This is a genomic window from Pseudomonas lalkuanensis (assembly GCF_008807375.1).
Lineage (GTDB): Bacteria > Pseudomonadota > Gammaproteobacteria > Pseudomonadales > Pseudomonadaceae > Metapseudomonas > Metapseudomonas lalkuanensis.
The window spans coordinates 2,566,923-2,581,141 of sequence record NZ_CP043311.1 but is presented as its reverse complement, the minus strand read 5'-3'; the positions used below and the strand labels follow the sequence as shown (position 1 = coordinate 2,581,141).

Sequence of the window (14,219 nt, the reverse complement as noted above, 5' to 3'; positions counted from 1 at the left end):
GGGATACGTCGTCACAGCGAGCGGATCATGTTCAAAAGCATCTCGGTACGCCCCGAAGCTCTGGCCTTCCTGGCCAGCTTCCTGCTTCTCTCGATCTACAACCTTCCGCTCTGGCAGCACCTCTTCTCCATCATCCCGGCGGATGCCGGCGGCCTGGGCATGGGCGCGGCGTTCGGCGTCATGGTGCTGGCCGTGTTCAACCTGGCATTGGCGCTGGTGTCGTTCCGCTGGGTGTTCAAGCCGGTCCTCATCTTCCTGTTCCTCGCAAGCTCCGGCGTCGCCTACTTCATGAGCCAGTACGGCGTGCTCATCGACGCCAACATGCTGCGCAACGTCGTGGAAACCGACGTCAACGAAGTGCGCGATCTGCTCTCGTTCAAGCTCGCGCTGTTCATCCTGGTCCTCGGTGTACTGCCAAGCTGGCTGCTGTGGAAACTGCCGGTGCGCCACCAGCCGCTGCGTCGCGAACTGCTCGGCAAGCTGGTCCTGGCCGTGGCCTCGGTGGCCGTGCTGGGCGCCGTGGCGCTGGCCAACTACCAGGGCCTGGCGTCGCTGCTGCGCAACCACCACGAGCTGCGTCTGCTGGTGGTGCCCAGCAACTACCTGAATGCCTCCTTCGGCTACCTGAAGGAGCAGCTGGCAGTGGCCGGCGAGCCGCTGCAACAGATCGGCACCGACGCACGCAAGGCGCCGGCCTGGCAGACCCACCAGCGCAAGTCGCTGACCGTCCTGGTGATCGGCGAAAGCGCGCGGGCGGACAACTTCGGCATCCTCGGCTACGGTCGCGACACCACACCACTGCTCAAAGGCCAGCCGGGCGTCACCGCATTCAGCAATGTGCGCTCCTGCGGCACCGAAACCGCGGTCTCGGTACCCTGCATGTTTTCCAACATGGGCCGCCACGACTACGACGCAGCCCGCGCCCGCAGCCAGGAAGGCCTGCTGGATGTGCTCAAGCACGCCGGGATTGCAGTGACCTGGCTCGACAACCAGTCCGGCTGCAAGGGCACCTGCGACCGAATCACCCAGGACAACCTCAGCCATCGGAAAGACGCGACCTTCTGCACCGGCGGCGAGTGTCACGATGAAATCCTGCTGAACGGCTTGCAGACCTACATCGACCAGCTCAAGGACGACTCCGTGCTGGTCCTGCACCAGATGGGCAGTCACGGCCCGGATTACGCAAAACGCTATCCCAAGCGTTTCGAGAAATTCACCCCGGTGTGCACCAGCAATGCGCTCAACCAGTGCAGCGAGCAAAGCATCGTCAATGCCTATGACAACACCCTGGTCTACACCGACTATGTGCTGTCGAACCTGATCAACCTGCTGCGCAAGAATCAGGACAAGGTCGACACCGCCATGCTCTACATCGCCGACCACGGCGAATCCCTCGGCGAATACAACCTCTTCCTGCATGGCACGCCCTACCTGCTGGCCCCCGACCAGCAGAAGCACGTGCCCCTGCTCACCTGGTTCTCCGACGGCTATCGCAAGGATTTCGCCCTCGACACTTCCTGCCTGGGCAAAGAACGGGACAAGCCGCTGAGCCAGGACAACCTCTTCCATTCCATGCTCGGCCTGCTACAGGTGCAGACCGGGGAATACAAGGAAGGCCTGGACCTGTTCGCCCCCTGCCGCGCCGGGCGCGCAACCGTGACCGGTGCCTGACGGCCCTGGTCGTCGATTGGTGGCGCCATGACATTTTTTTCACGGGCTTTTGACCTCGCCACAACAGCCCGCCCTCTAGATTGAACAGATTCCTACACGGACCGGTGCATACATGCCACAACCACGGCCGAAGCCTTTCGAGCTGGACAGCTCTGGCGACCACGACCGCGCGTACGCCGAACTTCCGTCGCCGTCGCGTCGCGAGCACCTGGCCCGGCGCCTGGCCGACTGGCGCGAGGACTTCATGGCACGGCAAGCCATGCGCATCGCCGGCGAGCCGAACCTGGTGCTCGACCTGCCCTGCGGCAGCGGCCGCTTCTGGCCGACCCTGACCCGTCACCCCAATCGCCTCGTGCTGGCCGCCGATGAGCCTGCGCCTCCGCTCGCCCGCCCCCACTCAAGCCGGCGCGTGGAGATTGCCGAGCGCATCTGTGCACTGCACACCCCGGCTTTTGCCATCGACCTCGGCGAGAACGCCGTGGACGCCATCTTCTGCATGCGTTTCCTGCACCGGCTGGACGGCGCTGACCGGCGTATGGAAGTGCTGCGGGAGTTCCACCGGGTCACCCGCGACACCCTGATCGTCTCCCTCTGGGTGGACGGCAATTACCAGGCCTGGAGGCGCAAGCGCATGGAGCGGCGACGCAACACCGATGGCCTCGGCGGGCGCCGGCCTGGCCGCTTCGTAGTGCCGCGCGCAGAGATCGAAAGCGAGTTCCATAGCGTCGGCTTCGACATCCTTTCCCATCTGGACCTGTTGCCGGGTTTCGCCATGTGGCGGGTTTACGTCCTGCGCAAGGCGTCCTGAGCGAAGGAGCGTTTCATGTCTGCAGATTCCGCCTCGATACCCTACCGCCGCTCCCCCATCCGCAAACGGCCGCGCTCCGGGACACAACTGCTGATGCTGCTGCTCGACCGGCGCGCCGCACGCTGGTTGTTGGCGGGTGCCGCCCTGCTCCTGCTGGTGGGTGCCGGAATACCCGCCTGGCACCACCTCTACCCGGCCACCGCCGCACAGGGCTGGCGCTACAAGGTGCAACTGGATGCCATCGAACGGGTCAGCGCGCTGCTACCCGACGGCCGGGGCGGCCTGTACCTCAGCCAGGAGATTCAGGATGGCAGGGGGCGGATTCTCCGCACCGGGCCGGGCGACCAGCGCAGCGTGGTGGAAACGGGCCTGTCCAAGCCCGACGGCATGGTGCGCTATCGCGGCGGCGTCGCCTTCAGCCAGGAACAGGGCGAACATCCGGTGCTGTGGCTGAACGACCAGGGCACCCGGCAGCTGTTCAGCGGCGACAGCGTCGAAGGCCTGGCGACCGACGGCCACTACCTCTATGCCATCGAGGACCTCCACAAGAACGGCCGGCTGCTGCGCTACGACCCGGAAACCGACAGCGTGACCACCCTGCGCAGCGGGCTGGACGAGGCCGAGGCGATCGCCTCCTGCCCCGATGGCCGGCTGTTCTACACCGAGAAGCACTTTGGCCAGGTTCGCCAGCTTCGCGCCGATGGGCGCGACCCCGTGGTCCTCGACGGCCTGCGTGAACCCGGATTCCTGCTTTGCAACCGCGAAGGCCTGTGGATCACCGAAGATGCCACCCACATGGCGCGCGTCCTGCTGCTGGACGGCCAGGGCGGCCTGAATGTCGTGCTGTCCCACCTGCGCTCGCCGCAGACCATAGTCGAGACTGCTCCGGGCCGTTATCTGGTCGCCGAGCAGGGCCGTAACCGGGTGCTGGCACTGGCGAGACAGGACGATCGCCCCTGAAGCCGGCGCCCGCTAGGCGCGCTACATAAAAGCGCGAGAAAACTCAACAGACTGAAACATCAGCACACAATTTTCACATTTTCCCTGTTAGGTTGTTCCCAACGCCCGCTCGCCGGGTCGGCCGGGAGGGGCCGGGACCGGCGCACCAAAAGGTCGCCAGACGGGCAGAGATAACAACAAACAGGCGCTGAATGAACATCACCATATTCGGAACCGGCTATGTCGGTCTGACCCAGGCAGCCTGCCTGGCAGAAGTAGGCCATACCCTGTGTTGCGTCGATATCGACGAGCGCCGAATCGCCCAGCTCAGGCAGGGCCTGTCACCGATCTACGAGCCTGGCCTGGAAGCCCTCCTGCGGGGCAACCTCGCCGCCGGTCGCCTGACCTTCACCACAAGCGCCGCTGAGGGCGTGGCCTTTGCCAAGGTCATCTTCATCGCCGTCGGCACGCCGCCGGACGAAGATGGCAGCGCCGACCTGCGGCATGTCTTCTCCGTCGCCGAAGCCATCGCCACGCACGCCACCGAGGCCAAGGTGGTGATCAACAAATCCACCTCCCCGGTAGGCACCGCGCAGCGCCTGAAGGCTCACCTGCACGAAGCCCTGACACGGCGCGGTCATGGGTTTGACATGCAGGTCGTGTCCAATCCCGAGTTTCTCAAGGAAGGCTCGGCGGTGGAGGACTGCATGCGTCCCGAGCGCATCATTATCGGCGTTGACGGCGCACAGGACATCGACCTGTTCCGCGAGCTTTACAAACCCTTCAGTCGCAACCATGAAAAGCTGATCGTCATGGACAGCCGCAGCGCCGAGCTGACCAAGTACGCGGCCAACAGCATGCTTGCCACCAAGATTTCCTTCATCAATGAGATGGCCAACCTCGCCGAACGCCTGGGCGCCGACATCGAAATGGTGCGCAAGGGCATCGGCTCCGATTCGCGAATCGGCTACGACTTCATCTACGCCGGCTGCGGCTACGGCGGGTCCTGCTTCCCGAAGGACATCCAGGCGCTGCAACGCACCGCCGCCGAAGTGGGCTACCACCCGCAACTGCTGGAGGCCGTGGAATCGGTCAATCGCCGGCAGAAGCACAAGGTGTTCGAGAACATCCACCGCCACTACGACGGCGACCTCAGCGGCAAGACCTTCGCCCTCTGGGGCCTGTCCTTCAAACCCAATACCGACGACATGCGCGAGGCGCCGAGCCGGGTCCTGCTGGACGCGCTATGGGCGGCCGGCGCGCGCGTCCGCGCCTTCGACCCCGAGGCCATGCCGGAAGCCCGGCGCCTCTATGGCGACCACCCCGACCTGCGCCTGGTCGACTCCAAGGAAGAAGCCCTGGACGACGCCCACGCCCTGGTGATCCTCACCGAGTGGCTGAACTTCCGCGTTGCCGACTTCGGCCTGATCCACCAGCGACTGGGCGACAAGGTGGTCTTCGATGGTCGCAACATCTTCGAACCCGCGCACCTGGCCCGCGAAGGCCTGGCCTACTACCCGATCGGCCGTGCCGCCGTAGGACTCACCGCGCAATGAAGATCCTGGTCACCGGCGCCGCCGGGTTCATCGGCTTCCACACTGCGCTGCGCCTGTGCAACGCGGGGCACCAGGTAACAGGCGTCGACAACCTCAACGACTACTACAGCGTCGACCTCAAGCTCGCCCGCCTGGAGCGGCTGCGTGCGCTTCCCGGCTTCGTCTTCCACAAGCTGGACATCGCCGACCGCGCGGCTGCACAGGCGCTGTTCCACGAGCAGGGTTTCGAGCGTGTCATCCACCTCGCGGGCCAGGCCGGGGTGCGCTATTCGCTGGACAATCCCCACGCTTACGCCGAAGCCAACCTCACCGGCTTCGTCAACGTCCTGGAGGGCTGCCGCCACAGCGGCGTCCAGCATCTTGTGTACGCCTCCAGCAGCTCGGTCTACGGGACCAACGCCAAGGTGCCCTTCGCCATCGAGGACGCCGTCGACAACCCGATCTCGCTCTACGCCGCCACCAAGCGCGCCAACGAGCTGATGGCCCACACTTACGCCCACCTCTACCGGCTGCCCACCACCGGCCTGCGCTTCTTCACCGTTTACGGTCCCTGGGGCCGTCCGGACATGGCGCCCTTCAAGTTCACCCAGGCAATCCTCGAAGGCCAGCCGATCGATATCTACAACGAAGGCGACATGTCGCGGGACTTCACCTATATCGACGACGTCGTCGAAGGCATCGTGCGCATCCAGGACTGCCCGCCGCCTTATGCCGACGAGTCGGAGCAGACCCGCCTGGGCGCTCCCGCGCGGCTGTTCAACATCGGGCTGGGCTCACCGGTGCGCCTGCTGGACTTCGTGCGCTGCATCGAATCGGCTACCGGCGTCGAGGCGATCAAGCAGCTGACGCCCATGCAGCCTGGCGACGTGCCACAGACCTGGGCCGACGTCAGCGCGCTGGCCAGGCGCACCGGCTTCCGTCCCGGCACACCACTGCGCGAAGGCGTCGGTCGTTTCGTCGACTGGTACCGGACCTTCTACGGAGTCTGATCGGATATGGGCAACGAACCGCGCCAGCTGACCGAGATCCAGCGCTCCCGCCTGCAGCAGGAAGCCCCCCGCCCCCACCAGGCTGCGGTCTTTGCGGCGCCACGGGCGATGCTCAAGGGCCTGGGACTGATCCTCAGCCTGGCGCTGATCGGCTACCTGTTCGACAGCAGTGACCTGGGCAACGCAGTCAACGAAACCTGGATCGACGCCCATATCCGCGGCCACGGCGTCGAGGGCACCTTGCTCTTTCTCGTCGTGGGCATGTCGTTCACCGCGCTCGGCCTGCCCCGGCAGATCATCGCCTTCCTTGCCGGCTACGCCTTCGGCCTGCTGCCCGGCACCCTTGTCGGCACCCTGGCGACCCTGTGCGGCTGCCTCCTCACGTTTCTCTATGCCCGGCTGTTCGGCCGCAGCCTGCTGCGCGACCGCCTCGGGGCCCGCGCCGCGCGCTTCGACCGCTTCATCCACGAGCACCCGTTCTCGATGACGCTGCTGATCCGCCTGTTGCCGGTGGGCAGCAACGTGCTGACCAACCTCGCCGCCGGCATCTCCAGCGCGCGGCTCGCGCCCTTCCTGGCTGCCAGCTTCATCGGTTTCCTGCCGCAGTCCCTGGTGTTCGCCCTGGTGGGCAGTGGCATCTCGGTCGCGCCGACGCTGCGCATCGGCCTGGCAGCCGCGCTGTTCCTGATCTCCGGCATGCTCGGCGCCTGGTTGTACCACCGCCATCGCCATGGCCTGGGTATCGATGACAAGGTGGATGCCGCACTGGGCGAGGCGGAACAGCCCTGATTGGCCTCCAGCATGGACAGGCAATGATGGCGCCGCAGCCAGGGGCCACAATGACTCGTATGAACCCTTCTGAAGACGGACACCGCATGTCGAACAGGCCTTACCTCTCCGTACTGATCCCGGCCAAGAACGAAGCCGAGAACCTGCCCACGCTGCTGCAAGAGATTCGCCATGCGCTTGCCGGCGAGTCCTTCGAAGTGATCGTGGTCGACGACGGCAGTACGGATAACACCGCCTCGCGCCTGCTCGCCATCAAGCACGCCGGCTACCCGCAATTGCGCGTCCTCAGCCATGACCGCTCGCTGGGCCAGAGCACCTCGATCTACCATGCGGCGCAAGCCGCCGAAGGCACCTGGCTGGCCACCCTGGATGGCGACGGGCAGAACGACCCGGCGGACATCCCCGGCATGCTGGCCATCGTCCGCGGCCCGGACGCCCCCATCAATCTCAAGCTGATCGCCGGCCACCGGGTGAATCGCCGCGACACCGCCAGCAAGCGCTGGGCCTCGCGTTTCGCCAACCGCCTGCGCGGCCGCCTGCTCAAGGACAACACCCCGGACACCGGTTGCGGCCTCAAGCTGATCGAGCGCGAAGCCTTCCTCCGCCTGCCCTATTTCGATCACATGCACCGCTTCATCCCGGCACTGATCCAGCGCCACCAGGGCGGCATGCTGGTCCACCCGGTGAATCACCGCCCGCGCAGCGCCGGCGTTTCCAAGTACGGCAACCTGGACCGCGCCCTGGTGGGGATCCTCGACCTGTTCGGCGTCTGGTGGCTGATCCGCCGCACCCGCTTCAACACCACGGCCCGCGAACTGGAGGGCTGAGCATGGGTCGCCTCTCGCCCACCCTGGACGGAACCGACGAACCCCTGAGCCTGCTGAGCTCCCGGCGCATCTCGCTGCTGCTCCTGCTGTTGCTCGCCGCCGCGATGATCAGCGCGGGCCTGGGCATGCGCCACCCGTCCAACGTGGACGAGGAGCGCTTCCTCGGCGTGGCCCTGGAGATGCTACAGGGCGGCGACTGGCTGATTCCCCATCGCGCAGCCGAGATCTACCCGGACAAGCCGCCGCTGTTCATGTGGGCCATCGCCGGCCTTACCCGGCTCGGCATTGCGCCGACCATCGCGCTGTTCGTGCCGGCTCTGCTGGCCGGCCTGGTCACCGTCGCCTGCCTGCACGACCTCGGTGCGCGCTTGTGGAACCGCCGTGTCGGCGTGATCGCCGGCCTGCTGTTCCTGGCCACCTACCAGACCTACAGCATCCAGCGCGCCGGGCAGATCGACGGTTTCCTGCTCCTGTGGACCGCCCTCGGCCTTTACGGCATGGCCAGGCACCTGTTGCTGGGTCCCGCCTGGGGCTGGTTCTACCTGGCCTGCGCCGCCATGGGCTTCGGCATCATCAGCAAGGGCGTGGGCTTCCTCCCGGCGCTGATGTTGATTCCCTATGCCTTTGCCGCACGCCGTGGCTGGCACGGCGTGGCGCGGATGCCGGGCGAAGGCCGCGCCTGGCTGCTCGGCCTGGTGGTGGCCCTGGCGGCCATCGGCACCTGGCTACTGCCGCTGATCATCAAGGTGGTGCTGTTCGGCGACCAGGCCAGCCGCGCCTACCTCAACGAAATCCTCTTGCGCCAGACCGCCCACCGCTACGCCAACGCCTGGCACCACCGCGAACCCTTCTGGTTCTTCTTCACCCATGTGATCCCCAAGTACTGGCTGCCCCTGGTTCTGGCCCTGCCCTGGCTGGTACCGGCCTGGCGCCGCCAACTGACCAAGCGCGACGGCCGTTACCTGGTGCTGCTGGGCTGGGTCGTGCTGGTGCTGATCTTCTTCAGCCTCAGCTCAGGCAAGCGCAAGCTTTACATCTACCCCGCCCTGCCCGGCCTGGTGCTGGCCACGGCGCCCCTGGTTCCCTGGTTGCTGCGCCGCTGGTTCGCCAGCCGTCCGCGTGGCCGGAAGATTTTCATTGGCCTCGCCCTGTTCTGGTTCTTCGCGTGGTTCGCCCGGGGGTTCGTCGAGCCGATCAAGGAAGGCGTCAATCCACGCCAGACCCTGATGACCGAGGTGGCCGACGTCACCAACGGCACCGAACTGATGCTCACCCACTGGCGCGAAGGCCACTGGTTGTACGCACGCCAGCCCTTGGTGCACTTCGGCATGGTTGGGCCGCAACAGGTGGAGAAAGCCGCCGAGTGGCTGCGCAGCCACCCCGGCAACTCCGCGCTGATCCGGCCTGAAGACCTGCCCCGCTGCTTCAAGCCGGAACTGGCCAAGCGCGTGGGCGATGGTGACGACGAAGACTGGTACCTGGTACAGGGCAACGCCGACAACGGCCAGTGCCAGGACGCTGCGGCCCGGCAACAGCAGCCCTATCGATTCGCCTGGAAACGACCACTCGACTGATGGACCGATAACGGAGTGCGGCCCCTCACCGTGGGGGGCTCGCGGCCGGCGCTCGTCCGAAGTACAGGATAAAAACGATGAACAGTGCAGTAGATCTCAAGCGACACGGCACCCGGCCGGGGCCGAACCTGCGCCGGCTAGGCCTCTGCGGACTGGGGCTGGTGGCCCTGCTCGCCGCCGTGGTCGCCACCGCCAAGTTCCACTGGCACCAGCGAGCCTGGTTCTACGTCACCAGCAACCTGCACGCGGAAGCCTGGGCGGGCCGCAGTGTCTGGCTGCCGGATTACCGCGTCGAGGTCGAGGCCCGTCCGGTGGAAGGGGTGAACGACGACCTGTCCGCTATCGACTTCGCCCCGGATCGCAAGGGCCTGCTGGCGGTAACCAACGCGCCACCGATCAAGCTGCTGGAGCTGGACCACGAGGGGAAGATCACCGCGCAGTACCCGCTGGAGGGCTTCGAGGACGTCGAAGCCCTGGCCTACATGGGTGACGGCCAGGTGGTAGTGGCCGATGAGTTGCAGCAGCAGTTGGTGTTCTTCCACCTACCCGGACAGCCCGGCCAGGCCATCGACAAGCGGGACAGCCAGAGCCTGGCACTGCCGCTGGCCTCCAGTGCCCACAACAAGGGCTTCGAAGGCGTGGCCTACGACGCCGCCCACGACCGCATTTTCGTCGCCAAGGAGCGTGACCCGCGCCAGCTCCATAGCGTGAGCGGCGTCAAGGCGAGCCTCGGCGGCAAATTGCAGCTCAAGGTGGAGGACCTTGGCGACTGGATCGATCGCAGCGTCTTCACCAGCGATATTTCCGACCTGCATTTCGACGCCGCGACGGGGCACCTGCTGGTGCTCAGCCATGAATCGAGGCTGGTGATCGAACTGGACGAGAACGGCGATCTGGTCAGCTTCCGCACCCTGCTCGGAGGCTTCGGCGACCTGAAGGAAAGCGTGGGCCAGGCCGAGGGCCTGACCCAGGATGACGCGGGCAACCTGTACGTGGTGAGCGAGCCGAACCTGTTCTACCGCTTCAGGAAGAACTGACCGGCAGCGCAGCGTCTGCCTCCACCCGTGCCGGACGGTAGAGTATCAGGCGGTAGCAGACCAGGCTGATCATCCAGTCGAACAGCAAGGTCCAGACATTGTGGGAGAGGAAATGCGCACCCTGCATCATCCGCCCCAGGGAGAACAGGCTGCCGAGAGCCAGGGCGCCCACCAGCGCCACTCGTGCCAGGCGCGGACGACGGTCACGCAGGGCGAAGAACAGCGCCAGCAGGGAGAAGCCGGCCGAAGCATGGCCGCCAGGCCAGCAGCGCCCGGGCTTGTCGACATAGGGGTGGTGGCCCACCAGCGGCGAGTACGGCTCGACGCCGCCGAACGCCTGCAGGCTCCAGGGGCATTGCACGGCGGTGACAGCCTTGAGTGGGGTGACGATGGCCGTTGACAGCCCCAGGGCCAGAACCAGGTAGCCCAGCGTACGACGCCACTGGCGCAGGCCGCTGAGCAGCAGGCTGGCGATGAAGCCGGCGATGGCCAGCACGCCGAGACCGATCACCGCCTGCTTGGCGCGGTCGTGCAACACGTCTTCGAGGAAGGCGCTGTGACGGCCGATGAAGCCGGTCTGCGGGTCGTAAAAGAGATGGGCAAGGGCAAAGTCGAGCCGTGGTACGTCGACCAGCAGCAGGAGCGCCATGGCCGCCAGCGGCAGGCCGCTCCAGAGCGCGAAATTGAAGGGTCGCGAGAGGGGCATCGTGAAGTCCTGGGTGAGGAAAGGCCGCCGCAGTCTGGCCTCCCTCGTGTGAGCAACTGGTAAAGGTCTTGTGAAAAAAGCATCAACGGCGCCCAGGCGCCGGAGAGGGGGCAACACGTGCGCATACTGATCATCGAAGACAACCGCGACATCCTTGCCAACGTGCTGGACTACCTCCAGCTCAAGGGCTACGGCGTCGACTGCGCCCAGGACGGCCTCTCCGGCCTGCATCTGGCCACCACCCAGCACTACGACCTGATCGTGCTGGACATCATGCTGCCCGGCATCGACGGACTGCAGCTGTGCAACCGTCTGCGCCAGGAAGCCCGCCGCGACACCCCGATCATCATGCTCACCGCCCGCGACACCCTGGAGGACCGCCTGGCCGGGCTGAGGTCCGGTGCCGACGATTACCTGGTCAAGCCCTTCGCCCTGTCCGAGCTGGTGGCGCGCATCGAGGCCGTGGTGCGCCGCAGCCACGGCGGGCGCAAGCGCCAGCTGCAAGTAGCCGACCTCAGCTACGACCTCGACACCCTCGAAGCCACCCGTGCGGGCCAGATCATCAAACTCAATCCCCTCGGTCACAAGCTGCTCACCACCCTGATGCGCAGGAGCCCGGCGGTGGTTCGCCGCGAAGTGCTGGAAGAAGCCCTGTGGGGCGACAACTGCCCGGACAGCGACAGCCTGCGCAGCCATATCCACCAGTTGCGCCAGGCCCTCGACAAACCCTTCCCGCGCCCGCTGCTGCACACCATCCATGGCGTCGGCTATCGGCTGGCGGACCTGGAGGAACGGGACTGAGGGCGTGTTTCTCGTTGGGGGCGAATTCATTGGCCATGAACGCGTTAGCTGTTGCCAGAGATCGCCCATCGGTCCGGGAAACCTTTAGGAGCCAGCTTGCTGGCGAAAAGGGGCCATTCGCTGGCAAGCCAGCTCCTGCGTGCAATGCAGCTGCTTGCAACACTTGATGCAGACACAGCGAATTCATTCGCCATGTCTGCGTTGGGATGCAGGGGCAAGCCTGTTTGGTTCCTTTTTGTGGGCAGCATTCCGACGCTTGAAAAAAGGAGTCGCCCGGCAAGGCGAAACCAGAAACATCCGCAGAACTCGGCAAGCAGCGTGGCTGAAAACGTTCTAACAGCTCAATCGCCAAGGGACGCGCAGCATCCCCCAACCGGTTCGCCGGCCGGACCTGCGGCCCGGCCGGCGAATGCATTCGCGTTCACAGATTCTTGCCCCCCTTCTTGCCTAACCTGAAACAGACCGGAACCAACAGGACAGGGACATGCCCGCTGCCACAACCACCTCCCGCATCCCGCGCACGGTCTGGGCGCTGGGTTTCGTCAGCCTGTTCATGGACCTGTCCTCCGAACTGGTGCATGGCCTGCTGCCGCTTTACCTGGTGGGCAGCCTGGGCGCCAGCATGCTGGCCGTGGGGCTGATCGAGGGCCTGGCCGAAGCCACGGCCCTGGTGGTCAAGGTCTTCTCCGGGGCCATCAGCGACTATCTGGGCAAGCGCAAGGGCCTGCTGCTGTTCGGCTACGGCCTGGCGGCGCTGACCAAACCCCTCTTCCCCCTCGCCGGTTCCGCTGACCAGGTGCTGCTCGCCCGCCTGCTGGACCGGGTCGGCAAGGGTATTCGTGGGGCGCCTCGGGATGCCCTGGTGGCCGACGTCGCCCCGCCGGAGATCCGTGGCGCCTGCTTCGGCCTGCGCCAGGCCATGGATACCGTCGGCGCCTTCCTCGGGCCGCTGCTGGCGATCCTGCTGATGACGCTGCTGGACGGCGATATCCGCCTGGTGCTCTGGTTCGCCGTGCTGCCGGCCCTGGTGTCCGTGGCCTGCATCCTGGTCGGGGTGAAGGAGCCCGAGGCTTCCCGGCCTTCCCGACAGCTGCGTTCGCCGCTCCGCTTCCGCGCCTGGCGCAGCTTCCCCGCAGCCTACTGGTGGGTGGTGAGCCTCGGCGCCCTGTTCAGCCTGGCCCGTTTCAGCGAAGCCTTCCTGGTGCTGCGGGCGCAGGACGCCGGCTTTTCCACCACCTGGATCCCCTTGGTGATGGTGGTGATGGCGGGCTTCTACATGCTGTCGGCCTATCCGGCCGGCAAACTCTCCGATCGCGTCAGCCCGACGGGGTTGCTGGCGTTTTCCCTGGTGCTGCTGATCGTTGCCGACCTGCTGCTGGCCCGTGCCGACTCCCCCGCCCTGCTGCTGGCCGGCGTCGCCCTCTGGGGCCTGCACATGGGCTTCAGCCAGGGCATCCTCGCGGCGCTGGTGGCCGAGACCACCCCGACAGACCTCAAGGGCAGCGCATTCGGCCTGTTCAACCTGGCCAGCGGCGCCGCGCTGCTGGTGGCCAGCGTGCTGGCAGGCTGGCTGTGGCAGAGCCTGGGCGCAGCCAGCACCTTCCTTGCCGGTGCCGTCTTCTGCGTGGCGACGCTCCTGCTGCTGGCCCTGCGTCGACGCTAATCGAAAGGCGGGCTGCCCTACTTGCCCGCCGGCGCGAACCTTGGTCCGATGGCCCGGGGCGGGTGCCGTACTCCGGGTTGCATGGGACGACGACAAGGATAAGAAAATGCCCTGGTACTTCGAAGCGCTGATCAGCATCCCCGCCGGCCTGCTGCTCGGCAATTTCACCGAATGGTGGTTCCACCGCATCGTGCTGCACGGCATGGGCCGCAAACGCGGGACTTTCTGGAGCTTCCATTTCCACGAACACCACCGCAACGCCCGCCAGCACAACTTCTACGACCCCTGCTACCGCCGCCCTCCCCTGGGCTGGCACGCCCAGGGCAAGGAAGCCTGGGCGCTGGTGGCCGCCAGCGTGCTGGTGGCACCGCTGATCCTCTGGGCGCCCTGGCTGTGCCTGACATTGTGGTACTGCGCCGGCAACTACTACCTCACCCACAAGAAGGCCCACGACCATCCCGACTGGGCACGCAAGAACCTGCCCTGGCACTACGACCACCACATGGGCCCCAACCCGCAGGCCAACTGGTGCGTGACCAGGCCCTGGTTCGACTGGGTGTTCGGCACGCGGGAGCATTTCGTGGGGAGGGAGCGGGAGGCGGGGGCGGCTTCTTGAAACTCAGGGTCCGAGCGGCCTGAAACACCCTCACCCCCGGCCCCTCTCCCTGAAGTGGAGAGGGGTGACTCGCGCCTGTACCTACGTGCCACAGACAGATCCATCTGCTGTGGGAGCGAATTCATTCGCGAAAGGCGTCTGAATCCGAGCTATCCGCAACCACACTCTCCCCGGTCCCTCTTCCTGAAGGGATAGGGGTGACTCAACGCCCACCATCGGCGCCATCCCGGTACGGGCGAATTC

General features: G+C 66.0%; 13 protein-coding genes. 12 read left to right on the top strand and 1 reads right to left on the bottom strand.

Annotation, left to right across the window (positions count from 1 at the left end; all coding sequences use genetic code 11):
- Nucleotides 1-27: 27 nt before the first annotated feature.
- The 9 genes from FXN65_RS12120 (at nt 28) to FXN65_RS12080 (ending at nt 10,190) form a co-directional block, all read left to right on the top strand.
- The gene (locus tag FXN65_RS12120; RefSeq protein WP_151133437.1) at nt 28-1,671 is read left to right on the top strand and encodes a phosphoethanolamine transferase; all 1,644 of its coding nucleotides are present in this window, start codon (nt 28-30) and stop codon (nt 1,669-1,671) included.
- A 112-nt stretch (nt 1,672-1,783) separates the two neighbouring features.
- Nucleotides 1,784-2,479, top strand: a complete 696-nt coding sequence (locus FXN65_RS12115; RefSeq protein WP_151133436.1) for a class I SAM-dependent methyltransferase — start codon at nt 1,784-1,786, stop codon at nt 2,477-2,479.
- 15 nt (nt 2,480-2,494) lie between these two features.
- On the top strand, nt 2,495-3,439 hold the full coding sequence (locus FXN65_RS12110) for an SMP-30/gluconolactonase/LRE family protein (protein WP_151133435.1): 945 nt from the start codon (nt 2,495-2,497) through the stop codon (nt 3,437-3,439).
- A 191-nt stretch (nt 3,440-3,630) separates the two neighbouring features.
- Nucleotides 3,631-4,974: a UDP-glucose dehydrogenase family protein gene (locus tag FXN65_RS12105; protein ID WP_151133434.1), complete on the top strand. Its 1,344-nt coding sequence runs from the start codon at nt 3,631-3,633 to the stop codon at nt 4,972-4,974.
- Nucleotides 4,971-5,963: an NAD-dependent epimerase gene (locus tag FXN65_RS12100; RefSeq protein ID WP_151133433.1), complete on the top strand. Its 993-nt coding sequence runs from the start codon at nt 4,971-4,973 to the stop codon at nt 5,961-5,963. Before FXN65_RS12105 ends, FXN65_RS12100 begins: the two co-directional genes overlap by 4 nt.
- Nucleotides 5,964-5,969: 6 nt before the next feature.
- Nucleotides 5,970-6,752, top strand: coding sequence for a TVP38/TMEM64 family protein (locus FXN65_RS12095; RefSeq protein ID WP_226282030.1), 783 nt, complete (start codon nt 5,970-5,972; stop codon nt 6,750-6,752).
- 86 nt (nt 6,753-6,838) lie between these two features.
- Nucleotides 6,839-7,579: a glycosyltransferase family 2 protein gene (locus FXN65_RS12090; RefSeq protein WP_151133432.1), complete on the top strand. Its 741-nt coding sequence runs from the start codon at nt 6,839-6,841 to the stop codon at nt 7,577-7,579.
- A gap of 104 nt (nt 7,580-7,683) precedes the next feature.
- Nucleotides 7,684-9,153 (top strand): ArnT family glycosyltransferase, encoded by a 1,470-nt coding sequence (locus FXN65_RS12085; RefSeq protein WP_244620757.1) that lies wholly within the window; start codon nt 7,684-7,686, stop codon nt 9,151-9,153.
- A 77-nt stretch (nt 9,154-9,230) separates the two neighbouring features.
- Entirely contained in the window at nt 9,231-10,190 is a 960-nt protein-coding gene (locus tag FXN65_RS12080; protein ID WP_151133430.1) for an SdiA-regulated domain-containing protein, read from the top strand.
- Here FXN65_RS12080 and FXN65_RS28525 read toward each other — a convergent pair.
- Entirely contained in the window at nt 10,177-10,620 is a 444-nt protein-coding gene (locus tag FXN65_RS28525; RefSeq protein WP_394351299.1) for a phosphatase PAP2 family protein, read from the bottom strand. The two genes, FXN65_RS12080 and FXN65_RS28525, sit on opposite strands and share 14 nt — an antisense overlap.
- A 393-nt stretch (nt 10,621-11,013) precedes the next feature.
- Here FXN65_RS28525 and FXN65_RS12070 point away from each other — a divergent pair, with 393 nt between their 5' ends.
- From FXN65_RS12070 to FXN65_RS12060, 3 genes are all read left to right on the top strand, one after another.
- Complete coding sequence (locus tag FXN65_RS12070) at nt 11,014-11,697, top strand: response regulator transcription factor (protein WP_151133428.1); 684 nt, start codon at nt 11,014-11,016, stop codon at nt 11,695-11,697.
- 484 nt (nt 11,698-12,181) lie between these two features.
- Nucleotides 12,182-13,360 carry an MFS transporter gene (locus FXN65_RS12065; RefSeq protein WP_151133427.1) on the top strand — a complete coding sequence of 393 codons (1,179 nt, stop codon included), beginning with the start codon at nt 12,182-12,184 and terminating at the stop codon, nt 13,358-13,360.
- Between the two features lie 106 nt (nt 13,361-13,466).
- A complete protein-coding gene (locus tag FXN65_RS12060) occupies nt 13,467-13,976 on the top strand; it encodes a sterol desaturase family protein (RefSeq protein ID WP_212632334.1) in 510 nt (169 codons plus the stop codon).
- The last annotated feature ends 243 nt before the right edge of the window (nt 13,977-14,219 follow it).